The following is a 17,047-nucleotide window of genomic DNA, read 5'->3' on the forward strand; positions in this document are numbered from 1 at the left end:
TCAGTGCTCCTTGGGGGCGGCGGGCTGGGCGCCGGTTGTGGCGGGCCGGGCGCGCAGGCGCAGCCGGGCACCGAGGACGGTGGAGGCGGTGTGCGAGGCGTCCGCGCCGTGGGAGGGGCGCAGGGCTTCCTCCAGTGCGGCGATGCCTTCGGCGACCAGGGCTGCGACTTCGGGGTCGTGCGGGGCGCGTTCGGCGGCGGCGAGGAGCAGGAGTCCGGCGGCCGGGCCGTTGTCGAACGACGCGATCGCCGTCGACAGCGCCCGCGCGGGGTCCGTGACGGTGGCGAGGGCCGCGGTGGCCGGGTGGATCTCGTGGTCGAGGTGGGTGCGCAGCACGGTCAGATGCAGGCTCCGCTTGGAGCCGAAGGCCTTGTAGAGGCTGCCTCGGTGGATGCCGGTGGCCATGACCAGGTCGTCGACCGAGGTGCCCTCGAATCCGTGGGCGGCGAAGAGGGCTGCCGCCGTACGGACGGCCTGATCCGTGTCGAAGGCGCGAGGTCTTCCCATGGGCAGGAGCGTACGAGTAAGTGAACGATCGGTCAAGAACGAACGTTCAACCATGGGTGCTCCGGTCGGCGGGGCGCCTTACGAGGACTCCGCGCGGTGCGGATGAGGAGCCGGTGGCGGAGAAAAAGCGGGCGACACGGTGGAGCGGGCGACCTAGCGTGACGGTATGGGCCTGGACATACGTGTGATCACCGCGACCGAATTCCCCGCCTGGCTGCTCGCCGTCCGGAGGGGGTTCCTGGAGGCATCGGCGGAGGGTCTCCAGGAGGACGCCGCGGCACGGCTGGCGCGCACCGACCTCTCCCGGGTGCGGGGCGCCTTCGACGGGGAGCGGTGCGTGGCGACCTTCCGCTCGTTCGCCCAGGAGCTGACGGTGCCCGGTGGCGCGCGGGTCGCGGTGGACGCGATCAGCGGGGTGACGGTCGCGCCGACGCACCGCAGGCGGGGCCTGCTCAGCCGGATGATGGCCGCCGACCTGGCGGAGGCGAAGGAGCGCGGCGAGGTCGCCGCCACCCTGATCGCGGCCGAGTACCCGATCTACGGGCGCTTCGGCTTCGGCCCGGCCACCTCGCTCACCGAGTGGGAGGTGGACCTCACCCGCTCGGGCCTGGACCGCGGCGTCCCGCTCGCAGGTGGCGCACCGGACGGTGGCCGGGTCGAATTCGTGGATGCCGAGGACGTGGCGAAGCTGGGCCCGGAGATCCATGCCCGGCTGGCCGCCCGGCAGCACGGTGTGGTCGACCGTCCGGCCTCCTGGTGGGGCCGGCACACCGGTGTCGGCGTGCAGGCGGTGGACAAGTGGACGGAGCCCTTCTATGTCTTGTACCGCTCGGTCTCCGGCGAGCCCGAGGGCCTGGTCACGTACCGCACCAAGGACGACTGGAGCGACGGCAAGCAGCCGCGCGACAGCGTGATCGTGAGCCAGTTGATCGCCGCGACCCCGGCCGCCGAGCGGGCCCTCTGGGGCTTCGTGTGCTCCATCGACTGGGTCACCACGGTCCGCTCCGGTTACCGCGCCCCGGACGACCTGCTTCCGCTGTTGTTGCCCGACCCGCGCGCGGCCCGGGTGGTCACGCACACGGACTGGCTGTGGACGCGGGTGCTCGACACCCCGCGCTTGCTCGCGGCCCGGACCTACGCGCGGGAGGCCACGCTCGTCCTCGACGTCCGTGACGACGCCGGCCTCGCGGGCGGCGTCTTCCGGCTGGACGCCTCCCCGCACGGCGCGGTGTGTGCGCCCGACACGCGGAGTGCCGATCTGACCCTGGACGTGCGGGACTTGTCCGCGGTGCAGCTCGGCGACGAGTCGGTTCAGCGGCTGGTCGCCCTGGGGCGGATCGACGAGAACCGCCCGGGTGCCGCGGCGCTGGCGGACGGCGCCTTCCGCACCGCCCGCCGGCCGTGGTGCCCGGACGTGTTCTGAGCGGTTTCCCGCCGGGGCTCACCCGGCCGAGGCGGCTTCGGTGACGGGTGCGGACGAGCGGCCGGGGAGCAGGAACAGGGTGGCGGCGAAGGCGGTGACGAGCAGGCCCGCGCCGACCGTGAAGGCGAGGCGGTATCCCTCCGTCAGCGCGTGGGCCGAGCCGTCCCCGGCGGCGAGCAGTCCGCCGGTGCGTCCCGCCGCCAGGGTGGAGAGGACGGCCACGCCGAGGGCCATGCCGACCTGCTGCGTGGTGTTGAAGAGGCCGGAGGCGAGTCCCGCGTCCTCATCGGCCGCTCCGGACATGCCCAGGGTGGTGAGGGCGGGGAGCGCAAGCCCGAAGCCGGCCGTCAGCAGCATGGACGGCAGCAGGTCGGTGGCGTAGTCGGCGTGGTCGGGCAGGCGTCCGAGCAGTGCCATCTGGGTGGCCATCAGGGCGATTCCGGCCAGCAGCACGGCGCGTTCGCCGAACCGGGCGTTCAGGCGTGCCGAGACGAGCAGCGATACGCCTCCGATGACGACGGCGGCCGGCAGCAGGGCGAGTCCGGTGCCCAGCGCCTCGTAGCCGAGGACCTTCTGCAGGTACAGGGCGACGAGGATCTGGAAGGTGAACATCGCGGCCATGATGAGCATCTGGATCAGGTTGCCGCCGACCGTGGTGCGCGAGCGCAGCAGACGGGGCGGGATCAGCGGCGTGCGGGAGGTGGCCTGACGTACGACGAAGGCGGCGAGCAGGGCGAGCGCGAGGGCGCCCAGGCCCAGGGTGTGTCCGGACAGCCAGCCGTACCGCTCGGCCCGGACGACGGAGTAGATGCCCACCACCAGGGCGGCGGTGACGAGGAGGGCGCCGGTCACGTCCGCCCCGGAGCCGAGCCCGGGCCCCCGGTCACCGGGCAGCGCCCGGACGGCGAGGAAGAGGGCGGCGGCACCGATCGGCAGATTGATGAAGAAGATCCAGTGCCAGTCGAGCGCGTCGGTGAGCACCCCGCCGAGCACCTGACCGAGCGAGGCGCCGACCGCCGAGGTGAACGAGAACACCCCGATGGCACGGGCCCGTTCGCGCGGTTCGGTGAACAGGGTGACCAGGATGCCGAGTCCGACCGCGGACGCCGCCGCGCTGCCGACGCCCTGGAGGGCCCGCGCGGCGATGAGTACCCCGGGTGAGGTCGCCACACCCGCGAGGAGCGAGGCGACGGTGAAGACGGCGGTGCCGGTGACGAACATCCGCTTGCGCCCGATGAGGTCCCCGAGCCGGCCGGCGAGCAGCAGCAGACTGCCGAACGCGATCAGGTAGGCGTTGACGACCCAGCTGAGCCCGACAGGGGTGAACCCGAGGTCGCGCTGGATCACGGGCATCGCCACGGTGACGATCGACCCGTCGAGAATGATCATCAGCATCCCGGAGGCGATCACGCCGAGCGCGAGCCACTTCTGCCGGGGGGTGAGGGGCGACGGGGCGAGGGGTGCGGTGGCTGCCGTCGTCACGGGCGCGGCGCCGGAATCTGCGGGGGAGGGTGCGGGACGGACTGTGGCGGACATGGGCGTGCTCCTGCGGTGGGAAGCGGCTGGCTCGGCATGTGCGTGCGGGTGGACGCGTCTCGGTGACCGCGATGGACCGACCGTAGCAGAAGGTTTTGTTGCGGACTATATGTTTCGGGAGTTCTCGCTCCGGGGGTTCTTCCGTGGGGTGGTGGCGTCGGGAGGGGTGCGGGGGTGGTGCCGCCCGGGTGGGGCGGGGGGCGCGAGGGGGCGATGCCCGCGGTGGCGGCGGCGCCGACCGGTGGGGCGGAGAACGTCTTCTTTCGGACCATCCGTCACGGATCGACTTGTTAGCCTGAAGGCATGACCTCTACGCCGCCCACCTCCAGCGCCCCCACCGGTTTCGACCTCTCGTACCTGCTCAACCACACGAGTCACGTCCTGCGGACCCGGATGGCGGCGGCCCTCGACGAGGTGGGTCTCACCCCCCGCATGCACTGCGTCCTGGAGCACGCCCTGGAGGAGGAGCGGACCCAGGCGCAGCTCGCGGAGATCGGCGACATGGACAAGACCACGATGGTGGTGACCGTCGACGCCCTGGAGGGCGCCGGTCTCGCGGAGCGGCGTCCCTCCCGGCTGGACCGGCGGGCGCGGATCATCTCCGTGACGGACAAGGGTGCCGAGCTGGCCGTCCGGAGCCGGCGGATCGTCGACCGGGTGCACGCGGAGGCGCTGGAGGGACTGGCCGAGAACGACCGGGCGCTCTTCGTCCGGGCCCTGGAGCAGCTGGCACAGGGGCCCCTGTCCGAGCCGGTCGACAGCCCTCGCCCGGCCCGCCGTGCCCGCCAGGCGGCGTAAGGCCGCGTAAGGCGCCCGCTGCCGGGCGGGCGGTGTCGATCCTGCCGCTCGGCGGGTGTCGGCCCTCACGCATCACGGGGCCCCGGGCACCCGCCTTCGCGTGTCGGAGGGCCCGGGCGGTTATCGTGCGGGCGTGAACGCTCCGGAGCTTCGCCCCCTGCTCTTCCTCGACGTGGACGGCCCCCTCATCCCCTTCGGGGCGACGCCGCAGCAGCTGCCTGGCGGGTATCCGGCGTACTGCTCGCACTCCGGGCGGACGGAGGATGCCGGGAACCCGCTGCTGGCCAGGATCAACCCCGCGTACGGGCCCCGACTCCTGGCCCTGGGCTGCGAATTGGTGTGGGCGACGACCTGGATGGCGGACGCGAACCTCGTCGTCGCGCCCTGGCTCGGGCTGCCGCGACTGCCGGTGGTGGACTGGCCCGAGGACGTGGACGACGCGGACGAGCGGGGCGGTCTCCACTGGAAGACCCGCACGCTCGTGGAACTGGCGGCCGGACGGCCCTTCATCTGGGTGGACGACGAGATCACCGACATCGACCGGCGCTGGGTGGCCGGTCACTGCGAGGGACTCCGGCTGCTGCACCGCGTCGACCCCCGACTCGGCCTGACGGACGCGGACTTCGCGGAGCTGGCGGAGTGGGTGCGCGGGGTCGGTGGCGGCGATGGCACCGCCGGGTGAAGTCCGCCCGGTCCTGCCGCCTCCGGCCGGTGTACGCACCGGATGTGGCTTCCTGCCTGCGGAAACAGCGAAGGCAGGAAGAAGACACTCTCCCTGCCACTCTCAAGATATAGCGCACCGGGGGGCTTGCGGCAAGGCCCCCGGTATACCGCAGAATCGCCACTTCCACCGCTCGGGGCGCACGTCGTCGCGTCGTGGTCCGTCGGTGGTCCGGCCGGGCAGTCCGGCGTGGTTTTCCTTCGTTCAGTGGGGTGTTCATGACGGACGGGTGCACGGCGGACGTGACCGGGGAGCATGTCGGCAGGGTGGTTGCGACCGAGGGGGACGTGATCGGGGCGGACGGGTTCGAGGCGGACGTGATCGTGGTCGGCGGCGGGCCGACCGGACTGATGCTGGCCGCCGAGCTGCGGCTGCACGGCGTCGGGGTGGTGGTGCTGGAGAAGGAGACCGAGCCCACCCGGCAGTCCCGCTCGCAGGGCCTGCACGCGCGCAGCATCGAGGTGATGGACCAGCGCGGGCTGCTGGAACGGTTCCTCCGGCTCGGTACGCAGGTCACGTCCGGCGGGTTCTTCGCCGGGCTCGGCAAGGTCTGGCCCGAGCACCTGGACACCGCGCACTCGTACGTACTCGCCATCCCGCAGGCCACCACCGAACGCCTGCTGGCCGAGCACGCCGTCGAGCTGGGCGCCGACGTCCGGCGGGGCCACGAGGTGGTCGGGCTGAGCCAGGACGACCGGGGGGTGAGCGCGGAGCTCGCGGACGGGACCCGGCTGCGCTCGCGTTGGCTCGTCGGCTGCGACGGTGGCCGCAGCGTGGTCCGCAAGCTGCTCGGAGTCGGCTTCCCCGGTGAGCCCGCCCGGGTCGAAACGCTCCTGGGCGAAATGGAGTTGGAGGCGTCGGCGGAAGAAGTGGGCCGGGTGGTCGCCGAAGTCCGCAAGACACAGCTCCGGTTCGGGCTGATGCCGCTGGGCGACGGGGTGTTCCGCGCCGTCGTGCCCGCCGAAGGCGTGGCCGAGGACCGTGCGGCGGGCCCGACCCTGGAGGAGTTCCGGCGGCGGCTGCGCCACTTCGCGGGCACCGACTTCGGTGCGCACTCGCCGCGTTGGCTCTCCCGCTTCGGTGACGCGACCCGCCTGGCCGAGCGCTACCGGACCGGCCGGGTGCTGCTCGCCGGGGACGCCGCGCACATCCATCCGCCGACCGGCGGGCAGGGTCTCAACCTCGGCGTCCAGGACGCCTTCAACCTCGGCTGGAAGCTGGCAGCCGAGGTCAACGGATGGGCGCCGGAGAGTCTGTTGGACAGCTACCACGACGAACGCCACCCGGTGGCGGCCGAGGTGCTCGACAACACCCGCGCGCAGATGGTGCTGCTGTCGACCGAGCCCGGCCCCGTGGCGGTGCGCCGGCTCCTCTCGGAGCTGATGGACGTCGAGGAGGTGAACCACCGCCTCATCGAGAAGATCACCGCGATCGGAGTCCGTTACGACGTCGCTGAGGGCTGCCTTGAGGGCCACGCCCTCCTCGGTAAGCGGCTGCGTGACGTGGGCCTGAAGCAGGGGCGGCTGTACGGCCTGATGCACGCCGGGCGCGGCCTGCTGCTCGACCGGACCGGCCGGCTCTCCGTGGACGGCTGGGCGGACCGCGTCGACCACGTCGTCGACGGCAGCGACGAACTGGACGTGTCCGCCGTACTGGTGCGCCCCGACGGTCACGTGGTCTGGGCCGGCGACGACCAGCGGGAGCTGGCCGGGCGACTGGCCCGGTGGTTCGGTGCGGCTGCGGGGTGAGGGCGGCGGGGCAGCGTCGTACCGACGGGCGTGGCGCTCGCGGTCAGGTTGTCAGCACGCAAGCAGCCGGACAGGTGGTACGAGGCGATGGCGGCCTCTGCGGAGTCCTGCTCGGCCCACGGCACGTGGCTGATCTCCAGCAGGGCTCCCCGGTGGCGGAGTCTGCCCGATCCGGCGGCGTGGACGGACGCGGTGGTGGCGATGTGGACGTCCACGGCGGAGGTGGGGGACAGTTCGGCTTCGTCCGGCAGCCCTGCGGTGGAGCCGCTGAAACAGGCTCCTCGGTAACCGGGTCGGGGCCGCGCGAACCGGTGGACCCAGTCGGTCGCGGCGGGGTGCGCCTGCCCGAGTTTCACGGTCCGACCCCTTGGTGCGCGCGCGGACGAGGCCGCGATTGTTCCAGCCTGGCGGCGCCGGGGGCGGTCCCGCCGTCCTCGCGAAGGGTGCCGCCCGGGTGCGTCCGCTCGTCGGCTGCCTCACTCACCGCCTCGTCCGCTCCTACCGGCCGGGTTCGACGATGTCGGCGACCACGCAACTGACGTTGTCGGGGCCGCCCGATCCATTGGCGAGGGCGACGAGGTCACGTACCGCCTGCTCGGGTCGGCGGGTGTCCGATAGCACCCGGTGGATCGCCTCGGTCGCCACCACGGCCGAGAGCCCGTCCGAGCAGAGCAGGTACCTGTCCCCTCGTCGGGCGTCCTGGAATCGCACATCGGGGGAGGCGCCCGGGCCCGCCCCCAAGGCGCGCACCAGCATGGACCGTTGCGGGTGGGAGAGGGCCTCCTCCGGGCTGATGCTTCCCTCGTCGAGCATCGACTGCACCACGGTGTGGTCGTGGGTGATCCGGAACAGCCCTCCGTCCCGGAGCAGGTACGCGCGGCAGTCACCGATGTGGACGAGGGCCAGTCGCGAGCCGGTCCAGAGCATCGCGGTGAGCGTGGTCCCGTCCGCCGCCGTCGAACGGGTCTGCCGCGAGGTGGAGGTGATGGACCTGTTGGCCTGCTCCACGGCGTCACCGAGGACGTTGAGGAGATCGTCGGCCGGGATGTCGTCGGTCCGCAGGAGCTTGAGCGCTTCGACGGCGGCGGCACTCGCGGGTGCTCCCTCGCCGCCGAAGCCGTCGGCGACGGCGAGCAGGCGGGGCCCGGCGTACGCGGTGTCCTGGTTACTCTCGCGGACCTGGCCCCGGTCGGACAGGGCGGCGTAACGGATGGTGAGGGGCTCGGCGATCGGGGGCATGTCGGGGTCCTTCCCGGAGAGGTGATCGACGAGGAACGAGGCGAGGTCCCGCCGCGCGGCCGTGTCCGTTTCGACCTGCGCCCAGAACACGCGGATCTCCTGGGCCGCCGCGGCCGCGTCCAGCGCGCACACCCGCTGGATGCGGGCCAGCGGCATTCCCAGACGCCGGAGCCACGCGACCAGCCGGGCCCGCTCCAACTGATCCGGCGCGTAGAACCGGTAGCCGGATGCCGGGTCGACGCGGGCGGGGGGCAGCAGCCCGAGTTCGTCGTAGAGGCGCAACGCCTTCGGCGACAGCCGGGACGCCTTCGCGAACGTCCCGATGGTCAGCAGCCCCATGTTCGTTCCTCCTCGTGCCGGGCCCGTCGCCCGGCACCACCGATGCTGTGGGCTGCCCCAGGGGGAAGGTCAACCCAGTCCCCGCCCTGGCCCTCCCGCCGGTGTCTCCGGATGGGGGGCCCGGTCGCTCCCTCCGGCCGTCAAAGTGTGCGTACCGCCATCAGCAGCCCGCTCGACCAGGCCAGGCGGACGCAGCGGAAGTCCTCGCGCCGGTCCAGTCCGGCCAGCAGGTCGTGGACGGATGCCTCGTGGTCCTTCGGCCGGCCGGGCTGGGGGAGCAGGTCGTCGATCAGGTAGATCCCGCCGGGTGCGACCAGTTCCAGGGCCCGTTCGAGGTGGGTGAACTTGCCCGGCCAGGTGTCCGCGAAGACGAGGTCGAAGGGGCCGCCGTCGTACTCCTCCAGCCACGCGCCGCCGTCCCCGGACACGAAGCTCACCCTGGGGTCCGCGCCCAGCAGTTGACGGCCGACGCCCTGTACGGCGGGGTCGAGCTCGACGGTGATCAGGTCGGCAGCGCGGTCCATGCCGCTGAGCAGCCAGGCGGTGCCCTCCCCGAACCCGGTGCCGAGTTCGAGGATTCGGCCGCCCGGACGGGACGCGGCGAGGGTCGCCAGGAGGCTTCCGGTGCGGTCCTCGCTGGACATGATGAAACCCGCCGCTCGTGCTGCCGCGCGCAATGCGGCCAGGAGGGGCGGGAGTCGGTTCGGCGAGTCGTCCATCCGGAGATGATGCGGGGGCGGGACCGGGCGGGCAAGGTGATTCCACGGGAACCCGCACCATCGTTCGGCACCCGGAACTGACCTTTTCTGTTGCGGGGAGGGGCAGTTGAGTCCGAGGGGTGCGCCGATCGGCTCGTGGCCGACGCGTCGAGTGCGGCGGCTGCACGGCTGCCGTCCCGCCCGACTGCCGGCAGTCGGTTCGACGCGTGTCGATCGCGGGGGGCCGCCGATCGGCTCGTAGCAGATGCCGAGGCCCGGCGGACTACGCGGTCCTGAACGCGAGATACCGGCTGAAGGCCTCGTGGCTGTCGGGAGTGAAGCGCCACTCCAGCAAGGCCGACCGGAGCTCCGGCTCGGTCAGCAGGCCGTACCAGGAGACTTCACCAGGGTCGGCGGCCACCGTGTCCGGCACCACGGCTTCGTGCAGGCCGAGCCAGTGAGGGCTCAATCCGCTGCGGTTGAGGAACGTGAACAGCAGACGGGGCTGCACACGAATGCCCAGCTCTTCGGCCAGCTCCCGCGCGGCGGCCTGTTCGTAGGACTCACCGACACCCACGGCGCCACCCACCACGACCTCATGGAGGCCGGGGAAGCGCGACAGCTGATCCGACCGCCGGTGAACGAGGATCCGCCCGCGCTCATCACGGCATACCGTCACGGCGACCCGGTGGAGCCACCCCTCGCGGACGGCCTGGCGGCGGCTCACCGTCGGCCCCAGTACGCGATCTTGATCGTCGACACGTTCCACCAGTTCGTCCACGGCGCACACCTTGGCAGAGCCCGCTGACAACTGTGTCTCTCGGAGTCCCGCGGAGGCCGGCCCCGGAGACGTGCACCGGGAGGCGGGAGGCCGGGCTGCTTGAGTGCGGTGGTCTCTCCGGTGATCTGCCGGCCCGCGTCAGCTCACCACCGGGTTACCCGGAAGGTTCGCATCGCCGCACGGCCAGGGTCCCTCGGCCAGAGGCCCCAGGTGGGTGCGGAAGGCGACCACATCACTGTCCAGCGAGGTGACGACGAGGCCGTCGTCCAGCAGCAGGGTGCGACCCAGGACGTTGCGGCTGTCGTCCCTCGCGAACAAGTCGTGCGGGGTCAGGTCCGCGTCGACGGCGAGGAGCCTGCCGTCGCGCCAGAACACTGTGGTGCCCGCCCGGTCCATCGACGGACAGGACGTGTAGTAGCCCGTCAACGCAGGTCCGTCCACGAGAGTGTTGTCCGGGGCCAGCTGCCGGAACCGCGACCTCGACGGCAGGCCGTTCTCCAGCTCAGGGCCGCATACGGTGCCTCGGTCGTTGACGAGCATTGCGCCATGGCTGGCCCACCGGGCCGTCTCGGTGCCGTTGCGGTCATGGCGGCGCGTGGTGAACTCCCCGTATCCCTGGGACCCGATCAGGAACTCGCCCGGGCCGGCTATCGCTTTCCGGCCCGAGGGGGCGGGCGAGGTGGCTGAGACGATCGCGCCACTGGTCAGGTCCAGGAAGAAGGTCCTCCCGATCCCGCCCCGGGCGTCGACGTAACTGGCCGCGACCCTGTCGCCCGAGACCAGCAGCGGCTCCCAGTGATCGACGTCGACCTCTTCCGGAACCCAGGGGTGCAGCGGCCGTAGCTCCCAGCCGGTCTCCCTGCTCATCCCCATGACACCCGGATGCGAGACGGCACCGAGCGCGATCGGTGTCGACCACACGCAGTCGCCCTCCCGCGTATACCGGGCGACGCGAGGCGGAGGTGGGGCAGACGTATCGCCCCGCACGGTCCACAGGAGGCGCGACGCGCCGGCCCATGCGATGCAGAAGCCGTCATCGAGCAGGACGAACGCGCTGACCTCCTCGCCGGCCTCGGACTCCGGGACGACGGCCCGGTGAGTGGATCCGTCCGGAAGAACCCCCTCCAGGACCCGTCCCACTCCCTCCGGGTACGCGACCCAGAGGGTCCCGTCCGCGGACAGGCGGGACCGAGGCCGTCCCGTGCCGGGGTACAACCGCCGCCAAGCCACTGATCCCGTGACATCGACCAGCGTCACGACCGTTTCCAGCGGATTCTCCCCGTAACTGGTCACGTACAGCGGGCCGGACGGGTCCTGTGCGGCTACGGACCAGATCTGGCCCGGCATGGCGATGCTCGACACGAGAGTCATGCGGCCGCATCCTGCCCCATGCCACCACCCCTGTCAGCGGCGTGATCGGCGTGACCCGGGGCCGTCGCTCCGGCTGATCCGTTCAGCCGGGAAGGCCCGGACATCGGCCGCCAGGCTGGACATGCGCTCGCCGGCCTCCAGCCAGGTGGTCACCGAGGCGCCCCAGCCGCCTGCGGCTCGCGGCTGTCGGTGGGGTGGAGAACCGCTTCGGCGATCGCACGGACGCGCTCCATGGTGATGCCGGTCCGCTGGTGGACTGCGAGAGGGTGGTCGGTCGGCTCCAGCTCGATGAGGGGCCGGTGCCCGAGGGGGCGGGTGTGGACGCGGGTCTTCAGGTTGATGGTGCTGGGCGAGCAGAGGAAGAGGTCGGTGGACAGCCGGCCGAAGTACGGCTCCTCGGATTCACGGCCCGGGCGTCCCGGAGATCCGCGGAGCGGGAGAAGTCGTCCCGGCTGAGGGAGACCCGTGTGGCCCGGGAGAACACCTCGTCGCTGTCGATGACGGGTATCTCGATCAGGCCCCTGACGAAGTGGTGCTGCGCCTGGATCACGCGTCGATCCGACGAGAGAAGGCAGCCCGCAGAGTCTGCGAAGCTCGGCTCCCCGGCGTACGGGGCGGTACCCGGGTAGTTCATCGGCAGCTCGGCGCGGCGGCTGCCGCAGCACGAGCAGGTGAATCCGGGGTTGCCGGCCACGAGCGGTGTCCCGTCTCAGTAGACGTGGGCCATCGAGAGGCGGTGACCTGGGGTGGTCCGAGTTGAGTGAGACGGGAATGGCTGAGCTGTCTCACTCAACCTGAGCAGCGGGCCGCTGTGGGTATGCGTCATCGCTGCGGTGGTGGGCGTGCCAGAGGCGTCTGAGGGCTTCGAGCTCGGTTCGTGGGAAGTGTTCGCCCCACTTGCCTCGATAGCCGCTCTCGCCATAGGTCTGCGCGACCTCGTCGAAGCAGCGGATCACGGTGCGGGCGAGCTGGTCGATGCCGAGCTGGCTGGACCAGATCTCGGTTCCCTTGTTGTCGTGATCGCTGCCGTGACGCAGCTCCAGCACGCGGGTCCAGGTGTCCACGCCTTCGCGGTAGAAGATCCACCGGTAGGCGGTCGGTTCGGCCTCAAACTGGGAACGGGTCTCCGTCTCGCCCGCGACGAGCTGGGCCACCGCGGTCAGGAGCTCCTCGGGCGCACTGGTGATGTAGGACGCGGTGAGCTCGACTCTCGCCTGGCGATCTTCAAGGGTGCAGTCCGCCCACCCGGATCCCGCCAGGGTCCAGGTGATGCGCATGCCGGATGTCACTGGTGCTCCTCAGCGAGGAAGGCCCGGACATCGGCCGCCAGGGAAGTCATCTGCTCGCCGGCCTCCAGCCAGGTGGTCACCGAGGCGCCCCAGCCGCCTGCGGCTCGCGGCCACGGCCGCAAGGTCCAGGTCAGACCGACGTATCCGCCCGACCGGAAGACCGCCGACACCGTCAGGTCCCGGTCGTCGGTATGCCAGCTCCGGTCGCCTTTCCATCCCCGGTAGTCGGCGGCGAGCTCCTCCAGGAACGCGGCGAGACCGTTGTCCCCTGCCCAGGCGACGACCTCGTCGACGCGGGCGGCCAGACCGGGGGCCCGCAGCTCGACGGAGTAGCGCACGGAGTCCGCGTCGGAGCTGGACCGGCCGCGGAGCGTCACGGTGACGGACGCGTTGTCCTGGCAGCGGATGGACACGCCGGCCTCGTGGTCGATGTCGACGTCCGGTGCGGTCATGGGCGGAACGCTAGGTCAGCATCCCGTTCGGCGTCACGTGGATTCGCTGTCGGTGGGGTGGAGAACCGCTTCGGCGATCGCACGGACGCGCTCCATGGTGATGCCGGTCCGCTGGTGGACTGCGAGAGGGTGGTCGGTCGGCTCCAGCTCGATGAGGGGCCGATGCCCGAGGGGGCGGGTGTGGACGCGGGTCTTCAGGTTGATGGTGCTGGGCGAGCAGAGGAAGAGGTCGGTGGACAGCCGGCCGAAGTACGGCTCCTCGGATTCACGGCCCGGGCATCCCGGAGATCCGCGGAGCGGGAGAAGTCGTCCCGGCTGAGGGAGACCCGTGTGGCCCGGGAGAACACCTCGTCGCTGCCGATGACGGGTATCTCGATCAGGCCCCTGACGAAGTGGTGCTGCGCCCGGATCACGCGTCGATCCGACGAGAGAAGGCAGCCCGCAGAGTCTGCGAAGCTCGGCTCCCCGGCGTACGGGGCGGTACCCGGGTAGTTCATCGGCAGCTCGGCGCGGCGGCTGCCGCAGCACGAGCAGGTGAATCCGGGGTTGCCGGCCACGAGGGGAGCCCAGGGGCCGCGACACGCGCCACACTTTTGCAAGCAACCGCTTGCAATTGTTAGCAGGGTGGGCGCATCATCGACCCATGGCATCACTCAACGTCGGCAACCTGGGCGAGTACCTCCGGGAGCAGCGCCGTAGCGCGCAGCTCTCGCTGCGGCAGCTCGCGGATGCCGCCGGGGTGTCCAATCCGTATCTCAGTCAGATCGAACGCGGCCTGCGCAAGCCCAGTGCGGAGGTGCTCCAGCAGGTCGCCAAGGCGCTGCGGATCTCGGCCGAGACGCTGTACGTACGGGCCGGAATCCTGGACGAGCGGGAGCGGGGTGAGCTGGAGACGCGGGCGGTCATCACGGCCGACCCGTCGATCAACGAGCGGCAGAAGAACGTGCTGCTGCAGATCTACGACTCGTTCCGCCGGGAGAACGGTTTCGTCCCCGATCCGGACGTTTCTGCTGATAACGATGCTGATGCCGGTAGCTGCGGTAGCTCCGGTAGCTCCGGCAGGACCGACGGCACCACGAGCGCCCGCGAACCCCGTACGCCCGGTGGCAGTGATGCCGCTGACCCTCACAACGAAATCTGATCCGGGAGGACCACAGTCATGGCCATCACCGATGACCTGCGCAAGACCCTCACCGACCCCACCCCCCTCTACTTCGCCGCCGGTACGGCCGAGCTCGCCGTGGAGCAGGCGCGCAAGGTGCCGGGGCTGATCGAGCAGTTGCGGGCCGAGGCGCCCGAGCGGTTCGAGGCGGTCCGCAGCACCGACCCCAAGGCCGTGCAGGAGAAGGTGTCCACCCAGGCCCGGGAGGCGCAGGCCAGCGTCCAGGCCAGGGTCACCGAGGTGATCGGCTCGTTCGACACGGACCTGCGCAAGCTCGGCGAGACGGCGCAGGACCTGGCGCTGCGCGGTATCGGCGTGGCCGCCGAGTACGCGGTCCGGGCCCGTGAGGCGTACGAGAAGGTCGCCGAGCGCGGCGAGCAGAGCGTGAAGGCGTGGCGCGGGGAGGCGGCCGACGAGATCGTCGAGATCGCCGCCGTCGTGGAAGCGGAGTCCGCTCCCAAGGCCACTCCGAAGGCCGCTGAACCGAAGACAGCCGCGAAGCCGGTTCCGGCCGCCGCCAAGCCGGTCGCCGTGAAGCCCGCTCCCGCCGCCAAGCCCGCACCGGCGAAGCAGGCGCCCGCGCCGCGCAAGGCGACCGCGAAGAAGTCCACGCCGCCCGCGAAGTAGCGGAGCGGGCCGGGCCGGAGCGCGCCGGGCCGGGGCAGCCTGCCCCGGCGCCGTACGGGAGTGCTCCGGCGTGGAACGGGCATCGTGAACCGTGACCCGTACGCCGTTTCGGTACGGTTGCCACAGGTGCCGGAAGGCGCTCACCCACTACGAGGCGGTGCACCCATGTTGCTGAACGGATTCAACACATTCGTCTGGCTGCTCTACATGCTCATGCTCGTCCTGGCCGTACTGGCGCTGGTCTTCGCGGCCGTCGCGCGCGAGGACGCCTACCGGGCGGCCGACAAGAAGACGAAGAAGTTCTGGGTGATCCTGCTCGCCGCCGCCGTTGCCGTGAACTTCCTGCCGGTGCTCTTCCTGGCCCTCGCCGGGACGGTCGCGGCCATCGTGTTCCTGGTGGACGTACGGCCCGCGCTCAAGGCGGTCTCCGGCGGCGGCAGCCGCCGGGGCGGGTCCAGCAGCGACGGGCCGTACGGCCCCTACAACGGCGGACGCTGAGCGGGTACGACAGGCACGACGGGGACGGCCGTCGGTGCGGCCGAGGCGGAATCCGCCACGGCGGCCGACGGCACGGGGCGGGTTCGCACGGCGAGCCTGCCCCGTTTGCGTGTCCGGTCCCGCTCGCGGTCGCGCGCCCGGTCCCGGTCCTTGTCGCGGTCGCGGGAGAGCAGCAGGACGGCCACGTCGTCGGTGAGCTCGCCGCCGTTCAGCTCCCGCACCCGGGCGACGGCGGCGTCCAGCAGTTCCTCGCCGCGCAGCCCCGCGGTCAGGTGCGCGTCGACCATGGCGACCATGCCGTCCTGGCCGAGACGCTGATTGCCCTCGCCGATGCGGCCCTCGATGAGCCCGTCCGTGTACATCATCAGCTGCCAAGAGCCGCCCAGCTCGACCTGGCGGCGCGGCCACCGGGCGCGCGGCAGCAGGCCGAGCGCCGGTCCGCCGTCCTCGAAGGGCAGGAGGCGCGCGGTGCGCCCCGCCCGGGAGATCAGCGGCGCCGGATGCCCGGCGAGGCAGAGCCCGGCGCGACGGCCGTCCGGGGCGATGTCCACGGTGCACAGGGTCGCGAAGATCTCCTCGCTCTCCCGCTCGTGCTCCAGCACCTGCTGGAGCGTGGAGAGCAGCTCGTCCCCGCAGAGCCCGGCCAGCGTGAGGGCCCGCCACGCTATGCGCAGCTCGACACCGAGGGCGGCTTCGTCCGGGCCGTGGCCGCAGACGTCGCCGATCATCGCGTGGACGGTGCCGTCCGGGGTGCGGACGGTGTCGTAGAAGTCGCCGCCCAGCAGCGCGCGGCTGCGGCCGGGGCGGTAGCGGGCGGCGAAGCCCAGGTCGGAGCCGTTCAGCAGCGGGGTGGGCAGCAGGCCGCGCTCCAGACGGGCGTTCTCCTGGGCGCGCAGCCGTGACTCCGTCAGCTGGTGCTGGGCGATGTCCGCGCGCTTGCGCTGGACGGCGTAGCGGATGGCGCGGCTCAGCAGCCGGGCGTCCAGCTCGTCGCGGAAGAGGTAGTCCTGCGCACCGACGCGTACCGCCTCGGCGGCCAGCTCGGCGTCGTCCTCGGCGGTGAGCGCGAGCACGGCGTGCTGGGGGGCGATCCGCAGCACGTGCAGGAGCGCGGCCAGCTCGTCGGCACGCCCGGGGCCGTCTTCGCCGTCCGCCGGCGCGTCGGTCGCGGAGGTGGGCGAGGGTGCGGCGCCGGGCGCTGTGGCGCGTGCGCCGGTGCCGCCGGGCAGCGAGAGGTCGAGCAGGATGCAGTCGACGTCGTCGGTGAGCAGCCGGCCGGCCTCGGTGAGGTTGCGGGCGGTTCGGACGCGGACCCGGGTGCCCGCCGCCGCGGGAAGGTCCGGGAGGGAGAAGGTGCCCGTGGGGTCGTCCTGGATCACCAGCAGGGTGAGGTCGGCTCCATTGGTGGTCTCCGCAGCGGGTACGGCACGCTGCTGAGGTACGGGTGCGGGCATCGGTTCCGGGTTTCCTTCCCTCCCCCCGAGGGCGCGGGCGGGACGACGATCGACGACCTGCCAGACCGGGACCATAGCGTTCGGTGGGCCGGGAGCGGAATGGCGCCCGGGGACGCGCCGGAGTCATATGCGCAGTCATAAGCCGCGTCCCTGCACGGATCCGGCGCGATGCGGCCCTCCGGTGCGGGCGAGGGAGCCATGACAAACATCACGCGGGCGTGTACGCGCGTGGGGATGTGGGTCACACACCGGCGCACGGGCCGGAGCGGACGCCCGGCGCGCGCCAGTAGTACGGACTCCGGCGCGCACTCAACCGGTACGGAACCGGCGCACGCTCCTCGGCGTGGTGCGGCCGGACACCCCTCAGGTGCCGCTCGGCGCGCTCGCCGGGGAGTACGTCTACG

At 71.9% G+C, this 17,047-nt stretch carries 18 protein-coding genes and 2 pseudogenes; 7 read left to right on the forward strand and 13 right to left on the reverse strand.

The features are described from left to right. The gene (locus ACFWEP_RS07505; protein WP_387367063.1) at positions 1 to 507 is read right to left on the reverse strand and encodes a TetR/AcrR family transcriptional regulator; all 507 of its coding nucleotides are present in this window, start codon (positions 505 to 507) and stop codon (positions 1 to 3) included. Positions 508 to 673: 166 nt separating this feature from the next. Between ACFWEP_RS07505 and ACFWEP_RS07510 the strand changes: the two genes are divergently transcribed. Next, positions 674 to 1,930, forward strand: coding sequence for a GNAT family N-acetyltransferase (locus tag ACFWEP_RS07510; RefSeq protein WP_387367065.1), 1,257 nt, complete (start codon positions 674 to 676; stop codon positions 1,928 to 1,930). Positions 1,931 to 1,948: 18 nt separating this feature from the next. Here ACFWEP_RS07510 and ACFWEP_RS07515 read toward each other — a convergent pair whose 3' ends face one another. Beyond that, positions 1,949 to 3,466 (reverse strand): MFS transporter, encoded by a 1,518-nt coding sequence (locus ACFWEP_RS07515; protein WP_387367068.1) that lies wholly within the window; start codon positions 3,464 to 3,466, stop codon positions 1,949 to 1,951. Between the two features lie 303 nt (positions 3,467 to 3,769). Between ACFWEP_RS07515 and ACFWEP_RS07520 the strand changes: the two genes are divergently transcribed. From ACFWEP_RS07520 to rox, 3 genes are all read left to right on the forward strand, one after another. Continuing rightward, positions 3,770 to 4,264, forward strand: a complete 495-nt coding sequence (locus tag ACFWEP_RS07520) for a MarR family winged helix-turn-helix transcriptional regulator (RefSeq protein ID WP_387367071.1) — start codon at positions 3,770 to 3,772, stop codon at positions 4,262 to 4,264. Positions 4,265 to 4,397: 133 nt separating this feature from the next. Next, complete coding sequence (locus tag ACFWEP_RS07525) at positions 4,398 to 4,946, forward strand: hypothetical protein (RefSeq protein WP_387367074.1); 549 nt, start codon at positions 4,398 to 4,400, stop codon at positions 4,944 to 4,946. A gap of 257 nt (positions 4,947 to 5,203) precedes the next feature. Further along, positions 5,204 to 6,733: a rifampin monooxygenase gene (gene rox / locus ACFWEP_RS07530; protein WP_387367077.1), complete on the forward strand. Its 1,530-nt coding sequence runs from the start codon at positions 5,204 to 5,206 to the stop codon at positions 6,731 to 6,733. Here the strand turns inward: rox and ACFWEP_RS07535 are convergent. The 10 genes and pseudogenes from ACFWEP_RS07535 to ACFWEP_RS07580 all read right to left on the reverse strand — a co-directional run bounded on the left by ACFWEP_RS07535 (position 6,655) and on the right by ACFWEP_RS07580 (position 13,552). Next, positions 6,655 to 7,089, reverse strand: a complete 435-nt coding sequence (locus tag ACFWEP_RS07535; protein WP_387367080.1) for a hypothetical protein — start codon at positions 7,087 to 7,089, stop codon at positions 6,655 to 6,657. The two genes, rox and ACFWEP_RS07535, sit on opposite strands and share 79 nt — an antisense overlap. A 142-nt stretch (positions 7,090 to 7,231) precedes the next feature. After that, positions 7,232 to 8,311, reverse strand: a complete 1,080-nt coding sequence (locus ACFWEP_RS07540) for a MerR family transcriptional regulator (RefSeq protein WP_387367083.1) — start codon at positions 8,309 to 8,311, stop codon at positions 7,232 to 7,234. A 140-nt stretch (positions 8,312 to 8,451) separates the two neighbouring features. Further along, entirely contained in the window at positions 8,452 to 9,030 is a 579-nt protein-coding gene (locus tag ACFWEP_RS07545) for an O-methyltransferase (protein ID WP_387367086.1), read from the reverse strand. A 262-nt stretch (positions 9,031 to 9,292) separates the two neighbouring features. After that, a complete protein-coding gene (locus tag ACFWEP_RS07550; protein ID WP_387367089.1) occupies positions 9,293 to 9,799 on the reverse strand; it encodes an NUDIX domain-containing protein in 507 nt (168 codons plus the stop codon). A gap of 129 nt (positions 9,800 to 9,928) precedes the next feature. Continuing rightward, the gene (locus ACFWEP_RS07555; RefSeq protein WP_387367092.1) at positions 9,929 to 11,161 is read right to left on the reverse strand and encodes a hypothetical protein; all 1,233 of its coding nucleotides are present in this window, start codon (positions 11,159 to 11,161) and stop codon (positions 9,929 to 9,931) included. 33 nt (positions 11,162 to 11,194) lie between these two features. Beyond that, positions 11,195 to 11,314: a hypothetical protein gene (locus ACFWEP_RS07560; protein WP_387367095.1), complete on the reverse strand. Its 120-nt coding sequence runs from the start codon at positions 11,312 to 11,314 to the stop codon at positions 11,195 to 11,197. Next, positions 11,311 to 11,795, reverse strand: a pseudogene (locus ACFWEP_RS07565) (DUF2199 domain-containing protein). The gene ACFWEP_RS07560 and the pseudogene ACFWEP_RS07565 overlap by 4 nt, the downstream one beginning before the upstream one ends. A 151-nt stretch (positions 11,796 to 11,946) precedes the next feature. Next, positions 11,947 to 12,450, reverse strand: a complete 504-nt coding sequence (locus tag ACFWEP_RS07570; RefSeq protein WP_387367098.1) for a hypothetical protein — start codon at positions 12,448 to 12,450, stop codon at positions 11,947 to 11,949. Next, on the reverse strand, positions 12,447 to 12,902 hold the full coding sequence (locus ACFWEP_RS07575; RefSeq protein ID WP_387367101.1) for a DUF6228 family protein: 456 nt from the start codon (positions 12,900 to 12,902) through the stop codon (positions 12,447 to 12,449). The genes ACFWEP_RS07570 and ACFWEP_RS07575 overlap by 4 nt, the downstream gene beginning before the upstream one ends. Before the next feature lie 33 nt (positions 12,903 to 12,935). Continuing rightward, positions 12,936 to 13,552: pseudogene (locus tag ACFWEP_RS07580) on the reverse strand (DUF2199 domain-containing protein). Between ACFWEP_RS07580 and ACFWEP_RS07585 the strand changes: the two are divergent. From ACFWEP_RS07585 to ACFWEP_RS07595, 3 genes are all read left to right on the forward strand, one after another. Next, complete coding sequence (locus ACFWEP_RS07585; RefSeq protein WP_387367104.1) at positions 13,546 to 14,043, forward strand: helix-turn-helix domain-containing protein; 498 nt, start codon at positions 13,546 to 13,548, stop codon at positions 14,041 to 14,043. The pseudogene ACFWEP_RS07580 and the gene ACFWEP_RS07585 sit on opposite strands and share 7 nt — an antisense overlap. Before the next feature lie 18 nt (positions 14,044 to 14,061). Beyond that, positions 14,062 to 14,691, forward strand: a complete 630-nt coding sequence (locus ACFWEP_RS07590) for a hypothetical protein (RefSeq protein WP_387367107.1) — start codon at positions 14,062 to 14,064, stop codon at positions 14,689 to 14,691. Positions 14,692 to 14,856: 165 nt separating this feature from the next. After that, positions 14,857 to 15,189, forward strand: coding sequence for a DUF2516 family protein (locus ACFWEP_RS07595; RefSeq protein WP_387367110.1), 333 nt, complete (start codon positions 14,857 to 14,859; stop codon positions 15,187 to 15,189). On the opposite strand, the gene ACFWEP_RS07600 is transcribed toward ACFWEP_RS07595, so the two are convergent. After that, positions 15,171 to 16,643, reverse strand: coding sequence for a PP2C family protein-serine/threonine phosphatase (locus tag ACFWEP_RS07600; protein WP_387367113.1), 1,473 nt, complete (start codon positions 16,641 to 16,643; stop codon positions 15,171 to 15,173). The two genes, ACFWEP_RS07595 and ACFWEP_RS07600, sit on opposite strands and share 19 nt — an antisense overlap. Positions 16,644 to 17,047 lie beyond the last annotated feature (404 nt).

This window comes from Streptomyces sp. NPDC060198, from assembly GCF_042728415.1.
Classification (GTDB): Bacteria; Actinomycetota; Actinomycetes; order Streptomycetales; family Streptomycetaceae; genus Streptomyces.

What these genes read in the sequence shown, in the direction of transcription:
- ACFWEP_RS07520 (WP_387367071.1), top strand. Translation starts at nt 3,770, where the DNA reads ATGACCTCTACGCCGCCCACCTCCAGCGCCCCCACCGGTTTCGACCTC.
- ACFWEP_RS07585 (WP_387367104.1), top strand. Translation starts at nt 13,546, where the DNA reads ATGGCATCACTCAACGTCGGCAACCTGGGCGAGTACCTCCGGGAGCAG.
- ACFWEP_RS07600 (WP_387367113.1), bottom strand. Translation starts at nt 16,643, where the DNA reads ATGCCCGCACCCGTACCTCAGCAGCGTGCCGTACCCGCTGCGGAGACC.
- ACFWEP_RS07505 (WP_387367063.1), bottom strand. Translation starts at nt 507, where the DNA reads ATGGGAAGACCTCGCGCCTTCGACACGGATCAGGCCGTCCGTACGGCG.
- ACFWEP_RS07590 (WP_387367107.1), top strand. Translation starts at nt 14,062, where the DNA reads ATGGCCATCACCGATGACCTGCGCAAGACCCTCACCGACCCCACCCCC.
- ACFWEP_RS07545 (WP_387367086.1), bottom strand. Translation starts at nt 9,030, where the DNA reads ATGGACGACTCGCCGAACCGACTCCCGCCCCTCCTGGCCGCATTGCGC.
- ACFWEP_RS07595 (WP_387367110.1), top strand. Translation starts at nt 14,857, where the DNA reads ATGTTGCTGAACGGATTCAACACATTCGTCTGGCTGCTCTACATGCTC.
- ACFWEP_RS07575 (WP_387367101.1), bottom strand. Translation starts at nt 12,902, where the DNA reads ATGACCGCACCGGACGTCGACATCGACCACGAGGCCGGCGTGTCCATC.
- ACFWEP_RS07540 (WP_387367083.1), bottom strand. Translation starts at nt 8,311, where the DNA reads ATGGGGCTGCTGACCATCGGGACGTTCGCGAAGGCGTCCCGGCTGTCG.
- ACFWEP_RS07555 (WP_387367092.1), bottom strand. Translation starts at nt 11,161, where the DNA reads ATGACTCTCGTGTCGAGCATCGCCATGCCGGGCCAGATCTGGTCCGTA.
- rox (WP_387367077.1), top strand. Translation starts at nt 5,204, where the DNA reads ATGACGGACGGGTGCACGGCGGACGTGACCGGGGAGCATGTCGGCAGG.
- ACFWEP_RS07510 (WP_387367065.1), top strand. Translation starts at nt 674, where the DNA reads ATGGGCCTGGACATACGTGTGATCACCGCGACCGAATTCCCCGCCTGG.
- ACFWEP_RS07515 (WP_387367068.1), bottom strand. Translation starts at nt 3,466, where the DNA reads ATGTCCGCCACAGTCCGTCCCGCACCCTCCCCCGCAGATTCCGGCGCC.